General features: G+C 63.4%; 15 protein-coding genes. 8 read left to right on the top strand and 7 right to left on the bottom strand.

Annotated elements, in window-relative coordinates; translation table 11 throughout:
* Positions 1 to 40 precede the first annotated feature (40 nt).
* From NLY36_RS17470 to NLY36_RS17460, 3 genes are read left to right on the top strand one after another with little or no spacing between them, the layout of a single operon-like run.
* A complete protein-coding gene (locus NLY36_RS17470) occupies positions 41 to 1,078 on the top strand; it encodes an ABC transporter ATP-binding protein (RefSeq protein WP_023671274.1) in 1,038 nt (345 codons plus the stop codon).
* On the top strand, positions 1,075 to 1,929 hold the full coding sequence (locus tag NLY36_RS17465; protein WP_023736905.1) for an ABC transporter permease: 855 nt from the start codon (positions 1,075 to 1,077) through the stop codon (positions 1,927 to 1,929). The genes NLY36_RS17470 and NLY36_RS17465 overlap by 4 nt, the downstream gene beginning before the upstream one ends.
* Positions 1,926 to 2,729 (top strand): ABC transporter permease, encoded by an 804-nt coding sequence (locus tag NLY36_RS17460; RefSeq protein WP_023671272.1) that lies wholly within the window; start codon positions 1,926 to 1,928, stop codon positions 2,727 to 2,729. The genes NLY36_RS17465 and NLY36_RS17460 overlap by 4 nt, the downstream gene beginning before the upstream one ends.
* 150 nt (positions 2,730 to 2,879) lie before the next feature.
* Here NLY36_RS17460 and NLY36_RS17455 read toward each other — a convergent pair whose 3' ends face one another.
* Positions 2,880 to 5,141: a heavy metal translocating P-type ATPase gene (locus NLY36_RS17455; protein ID WP_023736906.1), complete on the bottom strand. Its 2,262-nt coding sequence runs from the start codon at positions 5,139 to 5,141 to the stop codon at positions 2,880 to 2,882.
* Between the two features lie 69 nt (positions 5,142 to 5,210).
* Between NLY36_RS17455 and NLY36_RS17450 the strand changes: the two genes are divergently transcribed.
* Entirely contained in the window at positions 5,211 to 5,645 is a 435-nt protein-coding gene (locus tag NLY36_RS17450) for a MerR family transcriptional regulator (protein WP_155921645.1), read from the top strand.
* 232 nt (positions 5,646 to 5,877) lie between these two features.
* Here the strand turns inward: NLY36_RS17450 and NLY36_RS17445 are convergent, their stop codons facing one another.
* From NLY36_RS17445 to NLY36_RS17420, 6 genes are all read right to left on the bottom strand, one after another.
* Entirely contained in the window at positions 5,878 to 7,281 is a 1,404-nt protein-coding gene (locus NLY36_RS17445; RefSeq protein WP_023736908.1) for an MATE family efflux transporter, read from the bottom strand.
* Positions 7,282 to 7,526: 245 nt separating this feature from the next.
* Positions 7,527 to 8,288 (bottom strand): SDR family NAD(P)-dependent oxidoreductase, encoded by a 762-nt coding sequence (locus NLY36_RS17440; RefSeq protein ID WP_023736909.1) that lies wholly within the window; start codon positions 8,286 to 8,288, stop codon positions 7,527 to 7,529.
* A 28-nt stretch (positions 8,289 to 8,316) separates the two neighbouring features.
* Complete coding sequence (locus NLY36_RS17435; RefSeq protein ID WP_023736910.1) at positions 8,317 to 9,129, bottom strand: ABC transporter permease; 813 nt, start codon at positions 9,127 to 9,129, stop codon at positions 8,317 to 8,319.
* Positions 9,129 to 9,992, bottom strand: coding sequence for an ABC transporter permease (locus tag NLY36_RS17430; RefSeq protein WP_023689180.1), 864 nt, complete (start codon positions 9,990 to 9,992; stop codon positions 9,129 to 9,131). The genes NLY36_RS17435 and NLY36_RS17430 overlap by 1 nt, the downstream gene beginning before the upstream one ends.
* Positions 9,993 to 10,053: 61 nt before the next feature.
* Positions 10,054 to 11,217 carry an ABC transporter substrate-binding protein gene (locus NLY36_RS17425; protein ID WP_023736911.1) on the bottom strand — a complete coding sequence of 388 codons (1,164 nt, stop codon included), beginning with the start codon at positions 11,215 to 11,217 and terminating at the stop codon, positions 10,054 to 10,056.
* On the bottom strand, positions 11,198 to 12,334 hold the full coding sequence (locus tag NLY36_RS17420; RefSeq protein WP_023736912.1) for an ABC transporter ATP-binding protein: 1,137 nt from the start codon (positions 12,332 to 12,334) through the stop codon (positions 11,198 to 11,200). Before NLY36_RS17420 ends, NLY36_RS17425 begins: the two co-directional genes overlap by 20 nt.
* A gap of 113 nt (positions 12,335 to 12,447) precedes the next feature.
* Between NLY36_RS17420 and NLY36_RS17415 the strand changes: the two genes are divergently transcribed.
* The 4 genes from NLY36_RS17415 to NLY36_RS17400 all read left to right on the top strand — a co-directional run bounded on the left by NLY36_RS17415 (position 12,448) and on the right by NLY36_RS17400 (position 16,734).
* Positions 12,448 to 13,257: a helix-turn-helix transcriptional regulator gene (locus NLY36_RS17415; RefSeq protein WP_023736913.1), complete on the top strand. Its 810-nt coding sequence runs from the start codon at positions 12,448 to 12,450 to the stop codon at positions 13,255 to 13,257.
* Positions 13,258 to 13,351: 94 nt separating this feature from the next.
* A complete protein-coding gene (locus tag NLY36_RS17410; protein WP_023736914.1) occupies positions 13,352 to 14,269 on the top strand; it encodes an AraC family transcriptional regulator in 918 nt (305 codons plus the stop codon).
* Between the two features lie 229 nt (positions 14,270 to 14,498).
* Complete coding sequence (locus NLY36_RS17405; RefSeq protein WP_023736915.1) at positions 14,499 to 15,770, top strand: ABC transporter substrate-binding protein; 1,272 nt, start codon at positions 14,499 to 14,501, stop codon at positions 15,768 to 15,770.
* Positions 15,771 to 15,867: 97 nt separating this feature from the next.
* Complete coding sequence (locus NLY36_RS17400; protein ID WP_023683583.1) at positions 15,868 to 16,734, top strand: carbohydrate ABC transporter permease; 867 nt, start codon at positions 15,868 to 15,870, stop codon at positions 16,732 to 16,734.
* Positions 16,735 to 16,737 lie beyond the last annotated feature (3 nt).

Below are 16,737 nucleotides of genomic sequence, written 5' to 3'. Positions count from 1 at the left end.
TCCTGGAATTGCTCCAGCGCACAGCCTGAGAGGGATGAGCATGTCCGGACTAGATATCAACGCCGTCACCAAAAAATTCGGCAACTTCGCCGCCGTCGACAATGTCCAGCTCAACGTGCCGCATGGCACGTTCGTGTGTCTGCTCGGCCCATCGGGCTGCGGAAAGACCACGCTGCTGCGCATGATTGCCGGACTGGAGGAGCCGACCAGCGGCGCCATCGTGCTCGACGGCGAGGACATCACGCCTTTGCCGACGCACAAGCGCAATCTCGGCATGGTGTTCCAGTCGCTGGCCCTGTTTCCGCATCTCTCTGTTGGCGACAACATCGCCTATGCGCTGCGCATTCGCGGCGCCTCGAAGGAGGAGCAGAAGAAGCGCGTCGACGAGTTGCTGGGCCTCATCCATCTGACCGGCTTTGCCGACCGCCCGGTGGCCAAACTGTCGGGCGGTCAGCGCCAGCGCGTGGCAATTGCACGGGCCTTGGCGCTGTCGCCGAAACTGTTCCTGCTCGACGAGCCGCTGTCGGCGCTCGACGCCAAACTGCGCGAGGCCATGCAGGTGGAACTGCGCCAGTTGCAGCAGCGGTTGGGCATCACCACCATCGTCGTCACCCACGACCAGCGCGAAGCCATGACCATGGCCGACCTGGTCGTCGTCATGGGCCACGGCAGAATCCTGCAGGCGGCGCCGCCGATCGAGATCTACCGCAAGCCGGCCGACGCCTTCGTCGCCGACTTCATCGGCATCACCAATCTGCTGCCGGCCGAGATCGACAGCACCGGGCGTACCACCATTCTGGGCACAGCCATTCCAGGTCTTGCCATGCCGGCGGGTCAGACCAAAGCGTCTGTTTCGGTCCGCCCGGAGGACGTGCATCTGGGCAGCCCCGGCGGCTCGGCCATTACCGGCGAGGTGAGTTTCGTTCGCGATCTCGGCGGCACCATCGAGACCTTCGTCGACGTCGGCGGTACCAGCATCATTGCGGTAACGACGCCGCGCGAGCGGCATGACGTGCCGGTCGGCGCCAAGGTCGGCGTAACATTGCCACCGGCAAGCTGCGTGGTGCTCGGCGCATGAGACGCGAACCCCCGAAGTCGATAGCCGACTACACGCCGCTGTTCTTTCCGGCGCTGATGCTGGTCGTCTTCTTCGTCGTGCCGTTCTCGACGATGATCGCGGTCAGCTTCTTCAAACGCAACCCGTCCGGTTTCTACACGCCGGACTTCGTGTTCGACAATTACGCCCGCTTCCTGTCGGTGTTCTTCGGCGGCGTGCTCGGCTTTTCGCTGATGCTGGCGGTGCTGGTCGCCGTCTGCTGCGTCGCCATCGCCTTCCCCTTCACCTACCTTTTGACCCGTCGGCCGCGCCGCGTGCAGACGCTGTGGCTGGTCGGTCTGTTATCGGTGCTATCGCTGTCTGAGGTCATCATCGGCTTTGCCTGGTCGACGCTGTTTTCGCGCACCGCCGGCATCACCAATTTGTTCGTGGCGATCGGGCTGATGGACAAGCCGGTGGCGCTGCTGCCGACCTTTGGCGCGGTGCTGACCGGCATGGTCTACCAGGCGCTGCCCTATACGATCCTGGTACTGTACCCCGCCCTCGTGCGCCTCGACCCGACATTGCTCGAGGCAGCGCGCACGCTCGGCGCCTCGCCGATCCGCGCCTTCTTCAACGTCGTCGCGCCGGCGCTCCGCAACACCATCGTGGCGACGCTGATCATGGTCTTCGTGTTCGCCCTCGGCTCCTATCTGCTGCCGCAGATTCTGGGACGGCCTCAACACTGGACGCTGTCGGTGTTGATCACCGACCAGGCGATCTACCAGTCCAACATGCCGTTCGCGGCCGCAATGGCGGTGTTCCTGGTGCTGATCTCGCTGGCGCTGGTCGGATTGACACTGCTCGTCGGACGAAGGGAGAACGCCCTATGACCGCGACCTTGCTGCGCCGTGTCTATTTCACCATCGTCGCGCTGTTCCTGGCGGCGCCGCTGATCGTCGTCGCCGGCGTGTCGGTCAATTCGCGCCAGGAGCTCTCCTTCCCGCCGGTCGGTTTCTCGCTCGCCTGGTACGCCCAGATCTTCACCGATCCGGAATGGCGGCTGGCGCTGATCCATTCGGTGACGCTGGCCGTCTGCTCGGCGGCCATTGCCGTGGCGGTCGCGCTGCCGCTGGCTTGGTTCCTGTGGCGGCGCATCGCGCCATGGGCGAACATTTTTCAGGTGCTGGGCCTCGCGCCCTTCATCCTGCCGCCGGTCATCACCGCGCTCGGCTTCCTCTCCTTCTGGGCGACGGTCGGGCTGTTCGGCCAGTTCTTCACCGCCATAATCAGCCACGCCATCTTCTTCGTGACGCTGCCGCTGGTGACGCTGTCGCTCGGCTTTGCCTCGATCGACCGCTCGCTGGTCGAGGCTGCGGCGACCATGGGCGCCGATGACCGCACAGTGCTGAAAACCGTGGTGCTGCCGTTGATCCTGCCCTACCTCGTCTCGGGCTACGCCTTCGCCTTCGTCTTGTCGCTCAACGAATACATCGTCGCCTACATGACGATCGGCTTCACCACCGAGACGCTGCCCATCAAGATCTTCAACGCGCTGCGCTACGGCTACACACCGACCATGGCTTCGGTGTCGGTGTTCTTCGTCGCGGTGGCGGCACTGGTGTTCGGCTCGATCGCGCGATTTGGCGATATACGCAGGCTGCTCGGCGCGATGTCGTCGGACGGGAGCTGAGCGCAATCATTTGTAACAGCACCCCTTGATCGCGTCGCCTGTACGGGCCGTCCCGGCCAGGCCTGCTTGATCTTCAGCGATATGGCTGGTGCGGCGAAGCCGGTGTGCACCAGCCATTTCGCAAGTCTAGCACATGGTGCGGCGCCGCCGTCACGCTGCCCCTTTCCAGCGCAGGAGGCGCATGGCATTGGCCGTCACCAGCACGGTCGCGCCGGTATCGGCCATGATCGCCGGCCACAGGCCGGTGATTCCCAAGACCGTGGTCACGAGGAAGACGGCCTTGAGGCCGAGCGCCATGGTTATGTTCTGTTTGATGTTGGCCATGGTCGCCTTCGACAGCGCAATCATCGCGGCAACGTCGCCGACACGGCCATGCAGCACCGCTGCATCAGCGGTTTCGAGAGCCACGTCAGTGCCGCCGCCCATCGCAATACCAACATCGGCGGCCGCAAGGGCTGGCGCGTCATTAATGCCATCGCCGACCTTGGCCACAATGAGGCCCTCTCCCTTCAGCTCTCCGACAATACGCTGCTTGTCTTCTGGCAGTAGCGCGGCGCGGACCTCGATGCCGAGTTGCTTGCCGATCGCGGCAGCTGTCCGCTTGTTGTCGCCCGTCAGCATGATGGTCTTAATGCCGGAATCCGTCAGCGCCTTGAGACCAGCGAAAGCGTCCGGGCGCGGTTCATCACGCATTGCAATGGCGCCCGCCACCTTGTTGTCGACGAGGACGACCGAAACGGTTTTGCCTTCGTCATTGAGCGCGGCGATTTGAGACTTTTGAAGCTCAGTGAGCTTCGCCGTATCCTCGGCCGCCTGTGGCGATGCTAGGAAAACTTCGGTGCCTTCCACGTTCGCCTTGACCCCCTTGCCACCTAGAGCCTGCGCTTTGGACGCGGCCGGAGCCTGAACCTTGTCTGCAGACGCCTTTGCGAGGATGGCGATGGCAAGCGGATGGTTTGAGCCGGTCTCTAAGGCGGCAGCAAGACGCAGCACTTCGGCCTCTGATTTTCCGAAAGAAACCACGTCGGTGACCTGGGGCTTGCCGAGCGTGAGCGTGCCGGTCTTGTCAAGCGCCACGGCGGTGACCTTGCCGAGAGCCTCGAGGACCGCCCCGCCCTTCATCAGTAGGCCGCGCTTGGCGCCAGCCGAGAGCGACGCGGCGATTGCCGCCGGGACCGAGATGACCAGGGCACAGGGGCAGCCGATGAGCAACAGGGCGAGGCCTTTGTAGATCCATTCGTTCCAGTTGCCGCCGAAAACGAGAGGTGGAACCACGGCCACCATCGCGGCCACGCCGACCACAGCAGGCGTGTACCAGCGCGAGAAGCGGTCGACGAACCGCTCAGTTGGCGCCTTGCTCTCCTGGACTTCCTCGACCAGCTTGACGACGCGCGCGATGGTGTTATCGGAGGCAACGGCGGTGACCTTGATGCGCAAAACAGCGTCGCCATTGATGGTGCCGGCGAAAACCTTGTCGCCGACGCATTTGCGCACCGGCACGCTCTCGCCTGACACCGGGGATTCGTCGATCGCGCTCTCACCCTCGGTGATCTCGCCATCGGCGGGAATCCGGTCACCCGGCCGCACCATGATCATGGCGCCTACTTCAAGGCTTTCGGCCGGCACCTCGCGCGTCTTGCCGCCCTTTTCAATGAAGGCCGTTTTCGGGACCAGCGTGGTCAGCGCTTGAATGCTCGAGCGCGCCTTTCCGGCGGCAACGCCCTCGAGAAGCTCACCGACAAGGAACAGGAAGACCACAGTGGCAGCTTCCTGGCCGGCGCCGATAATGACCGCACCGACGGCCGCTATGGTCATGAGCATTTCGATGGTGAAGGGAATGCCTGCGACGGCGGCCATGACGGCCCGTTTGGCGATAGGCACCAGGCCAACCAGCATGGCCGCGATAAAGACCCACACCCCGGACGCCGGCCACACATAGTGAATGGCAAACGCAAGGACCAGCGCCGCGCCGCTGGCGATCGTCAGGCGACCCTTGGGACTCTTCCACCACGGCCCCGAGGTTGGCGCGCGGTCGTGCCCGTGAAGGCCCTCTATTCCCTCCTCGCGGTCATCTTGACTTTCGCTGACCTGATCGTGGCTGGCGTGAGCATGGCCCGCATGGTAGTCGCCCGCATCGTCGTGGTCATTGTGATGGTGCTCTGCCCCGTCCAGCCCGACCTTTCCCTTTACCTTGAGTTCGGCAACCGTGTAGCCGAGGCCAGTCACCTTCTTTTCAAGTTCGGCGAGGTCACTCTCGGGCGTGTGCCTGACCGTCATGGTGCCGGCGGTGACGGACACGCTGACATCTTCGACGCCAGGGATGCGACGTACCGCCTTATCGATTTTGGTGGCGCAACCGGCACAATCCATGCCTGCGACGCGATAACGGGTTTGTGCTTGAAGCGCGGTCATAACATTCCTCTTGTATCGTTTGACTGCGACGCTACATCCTCTAGCGACTAGAGGAGCAAGCGAAATATGCTGAATGGAGTGACCATTGGCGAAGCCGCCCGCCAAAGCGGCGTGAAAGTACCGACCATTCGCTATTACGAGCAGATAGGGTTGCTTGCCGCGCCAGCGCGAAGTGACGGCAACCGCCGTCAATATGAAGGTGGCGACTTGCGCCGGTTAGCGTTTATTCGCCATTCCCGCGAACTGGGCTTCGATATCGAAGCGATCCGCACTCTACTTGATTTGCAGGATAACCCTTTACAGCCTTGTGCAACGGCTGACGCCATTGCCCAAGCACGGCTCGCCGACGTTGCGCAGCGTATCCGCAGCCTGAAAGCCTTGCAGGCCGAGCTCGAGCTGATGGTTGAAGGCTGCCGCCATGGTAGAGTCGGCGAATGCCGGGTGATCGAGGTTTTGGCCGACCATGATCAATGTCGACACGAGCACAAATGTTTGCGTATTTAAGTGCTCCATGTGGCCACCTTGGTCTCCATTTCCAACAATGGGAAGACCTCGATTGAGACTGACGCAATTTCAGGAGTTCCGCCGTTGAAGTACTCTGCCAGGGGCGTTTTCGCATGGTCCGCTATTTAACCTGCGCGTCGCAAGCCGACCGGCAGCTTTCGGCCCAAAGCGATACCAGACATCTGCTCTGCAGTGACTGCTTCGGGCAGTTGGCGGACCGCTTGGTTCGCCGTCAATGCCCAAAGACAAGCGGCGGTGCTATGCGGTCGCGCCGCAGCCAGCGCGCGAGGAGCAGCACCGCCACCACGGCCAGACCTGACGCCAGGCCGATCCAGATGCCGACGCCGTGCAGGCCGAAATGGAAGGCGAGCAGCACGCCGAGCGGCAGGCCGATGCCCCAATAGCCGATCGCGGCATAGATCATCGGCACCTTGGTGTCGTGCAGGCCGCGCAGCATGCCGGCGGCAACGGCCTGCGCGCCGTCGAAGATCTGGAACAGCGCCGCAAAGGCAAGGAACGACACGGCCAGCGCGATCACCCTGGCATTGGCCGGATCGGTCATGTCGATGAAGGCGCCGATCAACAGATGCGGCCACAGCACCATCACCAGCGCCATCAGCGCCATGGACGAGACGCCGATGACGAAGGCGGTCCAGCCAGCGCGCGAAACGCCTGCCGGATTGCCGGCGCCATGCGCCAGCCCGACACGCACGGTGACCGCCTGGTTGAGGCCGAGCGGCACCATGAAGGAGATCGAGGCGATCTGGATGGCGATGGCGTGCGCGGCGAGCGAATCCGCATCGATCAGGCCCATCAGCAGGGCTGCGGCGTTGAAGATCGTCACCTCGAAGGCGAGGATGCCGGCGATCGGCATGCCGAGCCGCACCAGACCCTTGAAGCGCGGCCAGTCGGAGCGCCAGAAGCGGCCGAACAGGCGGTAGCGGCGGAACTTCTTCTCCAGCATCACCACGGCTGCCAGGCCGCAGAACATCAGCGTGCTCGACAGCGTGGTCGCCAGCCCCGAACCGGCAATGCCCATCGAGGTGACGCCGAGATTGCCGAACATGAACACCCAGTTGAAAAAGGCGTTGCAGGCGACGGCGACGAAAACGATGACCAACGCCCAGCCTGGCCGCTCCAGCGCCGAGATGAACGAGCGCAGCACGATATAGCCGTAGAACGGCAGCACCGCCCATTCCAGCCAGCGCAGATAGATGCCGGCCTGGTGGGCGAGCGCCGGCTCCTGGCCCATGGCCAGCAGAATGGCCTCGCCATGCCACAGCACGATCCAGATCGGGATCGAGATCAGGATCGCCAGCCACAGCCCTTGCCGCACGGTACGGCGCAAATCGCGCACCGAATAGCGCCGGCGGCCAAGCTCGGTGGCGATCATCGGCGAGGTCGCCAGCATCAGGCCGAGGCCGAAGATCAGCGGCATGAAATAGAGATTGGCGCCAAGCGCGCCGCTGGCCAGCGTGTCCGCGCCCAGACGCCCCATCATCATGACGTCGGTGGCGGTCATCGCGGTCTGGCCGAGATTGGTCAGCACCATCGGCCAGGCCAGCGCCAGCGTCGCCCTGATTTCCTGACGCCAAAGATTTTCCGGCGCACGAGCGCCGGCTTCGATCGCAGACATTGTCCTGCTCTTTCCGATTGCGGCGCGTCGGCAACGAGGCCGGAAGCCGCACTTCCAAACGGCAAAACCTTCGGTTTCGCAGCGTTTGCGTCGTTCTATTGGACGAAATGCGGCATGAAGGCAAGGGAGGACGGGCAGCCGGCGATTGAGCCAGAAGCGGGAACCCTCCTATCCGGCTGCCCTTATTTGTTTTACGCAATTCCGGACGGAAAACCGTTACACACTTTTCCTGGAATTGCTCTAGATCAGCCGATGCTTTCGCCGCCGTCGATCACCAGTGCCTGGCCGGTCATGAAGGATGAGCGGTCGGAGACGAGGAACAGGATCGCTTCTGCGATCTCTTCGGCGCTCGCCCAGCGGCCCATCGGAATCCTGGTGCGGACATAGGTTTCGATCGCCTCGCGTCCGCCCATCTGGGCGATGAACGGTTCGTTGAAGGGGGTGTCGACCCAGCCGGGGCAGAGCGCGTTGACGCGCACATTGTGCCGGGCATAGTCGAGCGACATCTGCCTGGTCATCGCCACCACGGCATGTTTGGACGTGGCATAGGCGATCATCTCGCGGTCGTAGAAGACGCCCGAATTCGAAGCCGTGTTGAGGATGACGCCGCCGCCTTGCGCGACCATTGCCGGCATGACCAGCCGCGCGGCCAGAAACTGCGCCCGTACATTGATGCGCCAGGACGCATCCATACCATCGACCTCGACCTCGGTCAGCGTGCCGCCGACCTGGATGCCGGCGTGATTGTGCAGAATGTCGATGCGGCCATACTTGCCGAGAGTGCCTGTGATGAGCTGCCCTACCGCCGCGTCGTCAGAGACGTCGGTGACAATGGCCTCGGCCTGCCCGCCAGCCGCGCGGATACTCGCCGCTGTCGCCTCGCCGCTGGTCTTATCCCGGTCGGCGATGACCACCAGCGCGCCTTCCCTGGCCATGATCATGGCGCCGGCGCGGCCGATGCCGGAACCGGCGCCCGTCACCACGGCGATGCGGTCTTTGAGGAGCATGAATTTGTCTTTCAGCTGGATGGCTTGTTCAGTTTGACGGCTGGCGCTGGCGCAGCTGCCATTGGGCAAGCACCACCAGAAGAACCGAGGCGACGAGCACGATGGTGGCGATGGCGTTGATTTCCGGCGTCACGCCGCGCCGGATCGAGGCGAAGACATAGATCGGCAGCGTCGTCTGCGCGCCGGCGACGAAGAAGGCGACGATGAAATCGTCGAAGGAGAAGGTGAAGGCGAGCAGGAAGCCGGCGATCACCGCCGGCATGATCTGCGGCAGCACGATCGAGCGAAACGTCGTCAGCGGCGTGGCGTAGAGATCGCTCGAGGCCTCGACCAGGTTGCGGTCGAGGCTGGCGAGACGCGTGCCGACGATTATCGTCACCAACGCCATCGAAAACAGGCCGTGGGCGGCGATGATCGATCCATAGCCGAGCGACAGGCGCGGCGGCTGGTCGTTTGGCCAGATCGAGGCGAGGAACGGGTTGAGCACGCCAAACAACTGGACCAGCGCGACGAGCGTCGAGATGCCGATGACGACGCCGGGAACGACGATCGCGGCACCCATCAGCGCGTCGAAGACGGCGCGGGTTCTGAGCCCGACCCGCGCCAGGCCGAGTGCGGCTGCCGTGCCGCACACCGCCGCCAGAAGCGCGCTGGTGGTGGCGATGAACAGGCTGTTCTTCAATGCCTCGACCAGGAACGGGGTCGACAGCGCCGTGCCGTACCACTGCACCGAAAAGCCGGTGAACTCGCTGGCATGGCGGCCGGCGTTGAAGGAAAACAGCACGACCAACGCAATCGGCAGATAGAGGAAGGCGAAGACGGCTGTGACGAAGGCGCGCATCAGATCAGATCCACCCTGCGGGCGCCCGACACCCGCGTCGAGATGCGGTTGGCGGCAATCAGCACCACCACCGAAACCGCCACCAAGGTGATGGCGATGGCCGATCCGAACGGCCAGTTGCGCGACTGCAGGAACAGGTCGACCAGCGCGTTGCCGATGAAGAACACCTTGCCACCGCCAAGCAGCGTCGGGATCAGGTATTCGCCAAGCAGCAGGATCATGACCAGCGAGAAGCCGGTCATGACGCCCGGCAGCGACAGCTTCAGCGTCACGCCTAGGAAGGTCGAGAGCGGCGTCGCGCCGAGATCGGCAGAGGCTTCCAGCAGCCTTCGGTCGAGCCGCTCAAGACTGACATAGATCGGCAGGATCATGAGCGGCAAATAGCCATAGACGATGCCGAGCAGCACGGCGCCCGGCGTGTTGATCAGCCTGACATCCTCGGTGCCGACAAACGCCAGCAGTGCGGGAATGCCGCGTCCGCCCAGAATGTACATCCAGGCATAGGTGCGCATCAAAAGGCTGGTCCAAAAGGGAATGACGACGAGCGCAAGCAGGATCAGTCGCCAGCGTTGCGGCGCCTTCAGGGCGAGGTAGTAGGCAACCGGGTAGGCGACGAGCAGGCAGGCAAGCGCGCCCACCGGCGCCAGCATCATCGTGTTCCAGAAAGCAGTCGCCCGCGCCGGAAGATTGGCATACTGCGCCAGCGTGAAGGCGGCCTGATAGCCGCCCTCCGGCGCCCGCTCGCCGACGCTAAACACGGCAATGGCGATGAACGGCAACACCAGGAACACCACCAGCCACGCCGTGGCCGGTGCGAGCAGCAGCGCTGTCAGAAAATTGTGCCGAAATCTGTTGCCGTGCATTAAACCGCCCCGATGCCGGCGGACCTAGGCCCGCCGGTTTTCCGTTTGCGTCAGGCCAGCCTCAAGCCGACTTGAAGCGCGCCATCAGTTCGGCGCGGCCGGGGTCGGTCAGCGTCGCCGCCGCACCAAACTCCAGCGGTGTCAACAGGTCGGCCGCCGGGTAAAGGATCGGATTGTCGAGCACTTCCTTGGGCAGCAGTTTGTTGACCCGCGCGTCGGTCGAGGGCGCGCCGTTGGCGAGATGCTCCTTCACAGCAATCTCCGGGGTCATCAGATAATTGAGCAAGGCATAGCCGGCCGGCTTGTTCGGCGCGTCCTTCGGGATGGCGTAGAAATCGGTCCAGATTTCCCCGCCCTCCTTGCCCAGCACGTAGGCGATCTCCGGGATATCGCGATGCAACTGCGCGCCGTCATTCGTCCAGCACATGGTCATCCAGGCGTCGCCCGCCCGCATTCCCGGCTGGTAGTCGGACGAGACCGCGAACAGATGCGGCTTGACCTTGAGCAGCAGCTCCTCGGCCTTGGCGAGCTCGTCCTGCTTCAGCGAGTTGAAGGAATGGCCGTAATATTTCAGCGCGTTGCCGATGGTGGTCAGCTGGTAGTCGTGGACCATGGTGCGGCCATCGCCCTCGGCCATGGCGACGTCCCAGAATTCCTTCCAGCTGGTCATCGGCTTGGCCAGCTTCTTGGTGTTGACGGCAAAGCCCGTGGTGCCCCAGTTCTTCGGCACCGCGTAGGTCGTGCCGTCGATCGTGCCTTCCGAGGTGAAGCGCGGGTCCTCCTGGGAGCTGTCGAAATTCGGCAGCTTGGCCATGTCGAGCGGATCGATGATGCCGAGTTTCTTGTAGGTCGAGATCGTGTAGTTGGTCGGCACGAACAGGCTCCAGCCCGAGGCGCCGGCCTGCAGCTTGGCCAGCATCTCCTCATTGGAGCCGAACACGTTGACCTCGACGGCGACGCCGGTGTCCTTCTTGAAATTCTCGAAGGTCTGCGGGTCGTGATAGTTCGGCCAGGTGGCGATCGACATGCGGTCGCCGAGGTTTTCGGCGGCGAAGGCCGGCGTCGGCATGATGCCGAGCTCGCGCGCCATCACCGCGGTTGCGATGCCAAGGCCGGTGAGGCCGAGGAAGTCGCGGCGGCCGATCGAGCCGCGCTTCAGGCGCATCAGCTGGTCGACGAAGTTCTCAGGGCTAATCGGCAGTCCGTCACGATATGATTTCGACATTTCTTGCTACCCTCTGGTTGGTCCCGTTGTTCTTGGTCTCCGGAAACGCCAGCGGCGTCCCGGAGGCAAAGCCGATGGCGACGGGTTCACCCGGCTTGAAGAGGTTGCCATGGCCGATCACATGGTCGGCCTTGGCCAGCAGCGTTCCGATGCCCTGCACCTCGATGGCGTATTCCGCCGTCGAGCCCAGGAAGATCCGGTTGCGCACGATGCCCTTGAAAGGGCTGCCTTTGGTGGCGCCGAGGCTTAGCGATTCAGGACGCAGGCTGACAGAAACGGTCTCGCCCTGCTGCAAGGCGGTTCGTTTGCGCGCGGCAATGACGGTTCCGTCCGCCAGCGCCACATTGACAAGATCGCCTGTATGCCCGGCAACCTTGCCGCTCAACAGATTGGTCTTTCCGACGAAGTCGGCGACGAACAGGTCGGCAGGCTCGTCATAGATCTCGCTCGGCTGGCCGAGTTGTACGATGCGGCCGCCATTCATGACGCAGACGAAGTCGCTCATCGACAGCGCTTCCTCCTGGTCGTGGGTGACCAGCACGAAGGTGATGCCGATCTCGCGCTGCAGGTTCTGCAACTCGATCTGCATATCGGTGCGCAGTTTCTTGTCGAGCGCCGCCAGCGGCTCGTCGAGCAACAGCACCGCCGGCTTGTTGACCAGTGCGCGCGCCAGCGCGACGCGCTGCTGCTGGCCGCCGGAGAGTTCGTGGATCTTGCGGCGGCCATAGCCGGCGAGCCGCACCATTTCGAGCGCCTCGCCGGCGCGACGGCCGATTTCCTGCGACGACAGGCGTGGCCGTGCCTGGCGCAGCCCGTAGGATACATTGGCTTCGACATCGAGGTGCGGAAACAGCGCATATTGCTGGAACACCATGTTGACCGGGCGGCGATAGGGCGGTGTGCCGGCCATGTCTTGGCCGCGGATGAACACCTGGCCTTCGCTCGGCTGCTCGAAGCCGCCGATCATGCGCAGGCATGTGGTCTTGCCGCAGCCGGACGGTCCGAGAAGGGCGACAAAGGCGGAGGGCGGCACAGCCAGATCGATGCCGCTGACAGCGGTCACGGCGCCATAGCGCTTGGTGACGCCGCGAAACTCGATGTCGGGCACTGCGGTCAAAGTGCTGGCTCCAGCAACAGGGCTATTTCAGGACGCTACCAGAGCCGATGGCGGCTAGTATATACCTCGCAGGTGGTATATCTGATCTATTTTCTCGTTTGAGGGGGTATAGGTTGAGTGCGTCCCGCAGCGACGAATACAGCCGGCTCGCAGCCCTTGTCGCGGCAACGCGAGAGACCAGCGGCGAAATGTTCGGCCAGGCAATGGTCGATTGGCTGAGCCAGCATGTCAGCTTCGACCACTGCGTTATCTTCGGCTATCGCGGCGCATCGCGACCGCCGCTGCTGTTCGAAACCTTCTCGCCGGCCGAGAGCCATGTCTTCGTCACGCTCTATCAGGAAGGACCTTATCTGCTCGACCCATTTCATCACGCGGCGGTGGAGCGCAAGGAGGGGTTCTGGCGCATGCGCGAGCTGGCGCCCGACCGCTTCTATGCCAGCGAGTATTTTCGCACCTACTATAGCCAGACAAGGCTGGCCGAGGAGGTCGGCTTCTTCGTGCCGCTGCCCGGCAAGGATGCGCTGGTGCTGTCGCTGATGCGATTGCACGCCTCGGGTCCCTTCGGCACCGCCGATGCCAGGCTGCTGGGCGACATGGCGCCGGCGGTCATCAACTTCGCCCGGTTGCGCTGGCCCGCACTTTCGGCCGAGGAGCAGGACGAAGCGGAGCAGGGCGAGACGATCGCCGCCGTCAACGAGTTCGACCGCGCCCACATTTGGGAAAGCCTGTCGCTGACCCCGCGCGAAAAGCATGTCGTCGATCTGGTGCTGCAGGGGCATTCCACCGAGTCGATCGCGAGAGCCATGCGCATCGTGCCGGGAACGGTGAAGGTTCATCGCCGCAACATCCATCGCAAACTCGGCGTCAAATCCCAGGCCGGGCTGTTCGCCCGCTTCATTGAGATCATCGAGAGCCGGCGTTGAAATCGCTGAGGCAGACATCGTTCACTTGCGGGCGACAGACTGCTACGGATTACCCGAAACCAGTCGCTTCCTCATACGCCCCGGAGAGCAGACGATGGCATTCAGGCGCAGAAAGAACACGGCCGCGATCCCTCGCACGGTGCCGGCTTTCGAGCACATCGTCACCGAGGCGAGCGACAGTTTCCTGTGGCGGCTCGACGACTATCCCTGGGAGCGCAATGTCTGGAATTTTCATCCGGAATACGAGATCCATCTCCTGAGGAAGTCTTCCGGGGTCGCGCTGGTCGGCGATCACATCGGCGAATTCGGGCCGGGCTACCTGAGCATCGTCGGCGGCGGGCTGCCGCATGACTGGGTGACATCGGTGCAACCCGGCGAGCTGATCGAAGGACGCGACATCGTGCTGCAATTCGATCCGCAGCGGCTGCGCGGCTCGGCGGGACTCCTGCCGGAGCTGCGCGAACTGGAACCGTTCCTGGAGCGATCGCTGCGCGGCATGGTCTTCCATGGCCGCGCCGCGCTCGAAGGCGCCGCGCTGATGGAACGGATGGGCACGGTGCACGGGCTCGCCCGGTTTTGCCTCTTCCTCGAACTGGTCGATTTGCTTGCCAGGACAGACGAATACGAGCTTTTGTCCTCGCCGGATTTCTCACCCGCGCTCGACGCAACCTCGCTGGACATCATCCAGCGCACGCTGACCTATCTCTTCCAGCACTTCGCCGAGGACCTGAAGCTGCCGGAGGCGGCGGAGCTGGCCGGGATGAGCGAAAGCACGTTTTCGCGCTTCTTCCAGAAAAACACCGGCAACAGTTTCAGCGACCACATCGCCAAGCTCCGGCTCTGGCAAGCCTGCAAGCTGCTGGCGGACACCGATATTCCGATCACCGACATCTGCTTCCAGGTCGGCTACATGAACATCTCCAACTTCAACCGCGCCTTCCTGCGCAAGCACCGGATGACGCCGTCATCCTACCGCAAGCTGTCGAAGCAGCGGATGACGATGCGCGCCTGAAAACCGGCCTTCCTCACTCCATCGGTACTCATGTGACAGAGGCCGTGCAGGCGGGCCGGATTTTGCAGCGCACAATGCATAAAAGTACAGGTCTGCTGCAACGGGGCTTCTAGCGCGGCCTTTAGCAACTCCTCATTTTGGCGATGGGTGGCTTGTCGCTCGGGCGATGGCGAGGATCGCGCAACCGAAGACTTCCGCTTCCTGCGACTGTTCCTGGAGGAGAAAACCAATGAAACCAATTCGGCTCGCTGCGAGCATAAGCGCAGCTTTCATGCTTACCACGACCCTCTCGACCATGGCGCTGGCCGCGCCGGTCTGCTCGGCGCCGGTCAAGGTGCTGGCGCAACCGCGTGACGGGCTGACGCTGCTGGAGGCGTCCAAGGACGAGTTCCAGAAACTGGCCGGCGCCAACTTCCAGATCGACTATCTCAACGAGAACGACCGCCGGGCAAAGTCGCGCGCCGATGCGTCCACGGTCGGCAACTACAACGTCTACTATGTCGACGAAGCCAATGTCGCGCTGTTCGCCTCGTCGAAATGGATCGTGCCGCTCACCGACTATTACCCGGCTGACTACGACTACGCCGATTTCGACCCGGGCCGGCAGAAGGTCGCCACCTATGACGGCAAGGTGTGGTTCGCGCCGCTGACCGGCGGCGGCGACCTGATGGTCTACCGCAAGGACATTCTGGAAGCCGCCGGCATCCAGCCGCCGAAGACGCTGGACGAGTTGATCGCCGACGTGCCGAAGCTGACCGATCCCGACAAGGGCATGTACGGCATCGCGCTGCGCGGCGCGCGTGGCTCGGGCGCCAATGTCTGGCGCTGGATGCCGTTCTTCAAGGCCTATGGCGGAAAATGGTTTGACGGTGACAAGCCGGCTTTCAACTCCGCGGCCGCGGTCAAAGCGACCGAGACCTATCTTAAACTGTTCAAGGATTCAGCGCCCGGCACGCAGACCGGCAGCTGGGATGAATCGACCGGCGCCTTCCTGTCGGGCCAAGTTGCCATCTTGGTCGAATCGACGCCGCTGTCGGGCATGGCGGTCGACCCGAAGACCTCGCAAGTGGTCGGCAAGATCGGCTTCCTGCCGCCGCCCTCGCCACTGACCGGCGGCGGCTACGGCCACGGCCTCGCCATCGCCGCCAAGGCCAATGCCGATGACGCCGCGAAGCAATGCGCCGGCCTGTTCATCGCCTGGGCGACGTCGAAGGAGAACGAGAAGCGCCGGCTCGACGCGCACCAATTCGGCGAGCTCAACCGCACCAGCGTGCTGTCCAGCAAGGAGTTCGCCGACATTTACGGCGCCGATCTCGGCCAGGCGCTTGCCGATACCGGCAAAGTGACGGCGGTGAACTTCTGGCAGGATCCGCGCTGGCCGGATCTCGGCGACCGCTGGGGCATCATCCTGGAAGAGCTGGTCACCGGCACGCGCACCGACGTCAAGGGCGGCCTCGACGAACTCGAGGCCTACGCCAACGAGCTGGTGAAGAAGAAGTAATCCTCCCGCCCGCGGCGCGCGGTCCACGGCATTCGACCGGATGCCGGGACCTGTGCGCCGCGGGTTCTCCCCAAAAGGCACAGCCCGAGGATAGGCAATGCGCCGACGCTCTTCCCTGCCCGTGACGTTTCTGGTTCCGACGCTCGCCATTCTTCTGGTGCTGTCGATGGTGCCGACGCTGTACGCCATCGTCATTGCGCTGCAGAACCGCGAGCTGAGCTCGTCGGACTATTCCTGGGTCTGGCTGTCGAACTTCATCGACCTGTTCGCCGACCGGCGTTTCCTCAACGCGGTCTGGGTTTCGGTGAAGTGGGAAATCGTCACCGTGGTGGCGACGATGATGGTGGCGATCGGGCTCGGCGTGCTGATGTTCGAAGTAGCGTCGCCGCGGCTGCGCAACATCTACTGCCTGCTGTTCATCATCCCGGTGCTGTTGCCGCGTGTCTCGGCGGCCTTCGTGTGGAAGTTTGCCTATCATCCGCTCTACGGCATCGCCACCTATCCCTACAGGCTGATCACCGGCGGGCTGATCTTCGACCCGCTGTCGAAGCCGTCGACGGCCCTGTTTGCCGTCGCCTCGGTCGATGTCTGGCAGTGGGGACTGTTCTTCGCGGTCATCGTGCTGAAGCTTCTGGAGACCTTGCCGCCGCAGCCGATCGAAGCGGCGCGGCTCGACCACGCCAAACGCTGGCAGATCCATGCCTATGTGACCTTGCCTATGCTGAAGGCGCCGCTGATCAGCCTGATGTTCGTCAAGATGATCGAATCGCTGCGCTCCTTCGACCTCATTTATGTGATGACGCGCGGCGGGCCGGGCGTGGCGACCGAGACGCTCGACATGTACGCCTTCTCGCAAGGCTTCATCGAATCCGGCAAGGTGTCCTATGCCTCGGCCATGGCGGTGCTGATGATGATCGCGACTGTCATCACCTTCACCATGCTGTGGAAGCGGGTGCAGGCATGAGGC

This window comes from Mesorhizobium sp. C399B (assembly GCF_030323185.1).
Lineage (GTDB): Bacteria > Pseudomonadota > Alphaproteobacteria > Rhizobiales > Rhizobiaceae > Mesorhizobium.
Note: the sequence above shows the minus strand (reverse complement) of the source record. Positions and strands in the feature narration are given on the sequence as shown.

Coding starts and splice junctions, on each gene's coding strand:
- NLY36_RS17435 (WP_023736910.1), bottom strand. CDS start 9,129: ATGCGCGCCTTCGTCACAGCCGTCTTCGCCTTCCTCTATCTGCCGATT.
- NLY36_RS17425 (WP_023736911.1), bottom strand. CDS start 11,217: ATGTCGAAATCATATCGTGACGGACTGCCGATTAGCCCTGAGAACTTC.
- NLY36_RS17430 (WP_023689180.1), bottom strand. CDS start 9,992: ATGCACGGCAACAGATTTCGGCACAATTTTCTGACAGCGCTGCTGCTC.
- NLY36_RS17400 (WP_023683583.1), top strand. CDS start 15,868: ATGCGCCGACGCTCTTCCCTGCCCGTGACGTTTCTGGTTCCGACGCTC.
- NLY36_RS17460 (WP_023671272.1), top strand. CDS start 1,926: ATGACCGCGACCTTGCTGCGCCGTGTCTATTTCACCATCGTCGCGCTG.
- NLY36_RS17455 (WP_023736906.1), bottom strand. CDS start 5,141: ATGACCGCGCTTCAAGCACAAACCCGTTATCGCGTCGCAGGCATGGAT.
- NLY36_RS17470 (WP_023671274.1), top strand. CDS start 41: ATGTCCGGACTAGATATCAACGCCGTCACCAAAAAATTCGGCAACTTC.
- NLY36_RS17465 (WP_023736905.1), top strand. CDS start 1,075: ATGAGACGCGAACCCCCGAAGTCGATAGCCGACTACACGCCGCTGTTC.
- NLY36_RS17445 (WP_023736908.1), bottom strand. CDS start 7,281: ATGTCTGCGATCGAAGCCGGCGCTCGTGCGCCGGAAAATCTTTGGCGT.
- NLY36_RS17405 (WP_023736915.1), top strand. CDS start 14,499: ATGAAACCAATTCGGCTCGCTGCGAGCATAAGCGCAGCTTTCATGCTT.
- NLY36_RS17440 (WP_023736909.1), bottom strand. CDS start 8,288: ATGCTCCTCAAAGACCGCATCGCCGTGGTGACGGGCGCCGGTTCCGGC.
- NLY36_RS17410 (WP_023736914.1), top strand. CDS start 13,352: ATGGCATTCAGGCGCAGAAAGAACACGGCCGCGATCCCTCGCACGGTG.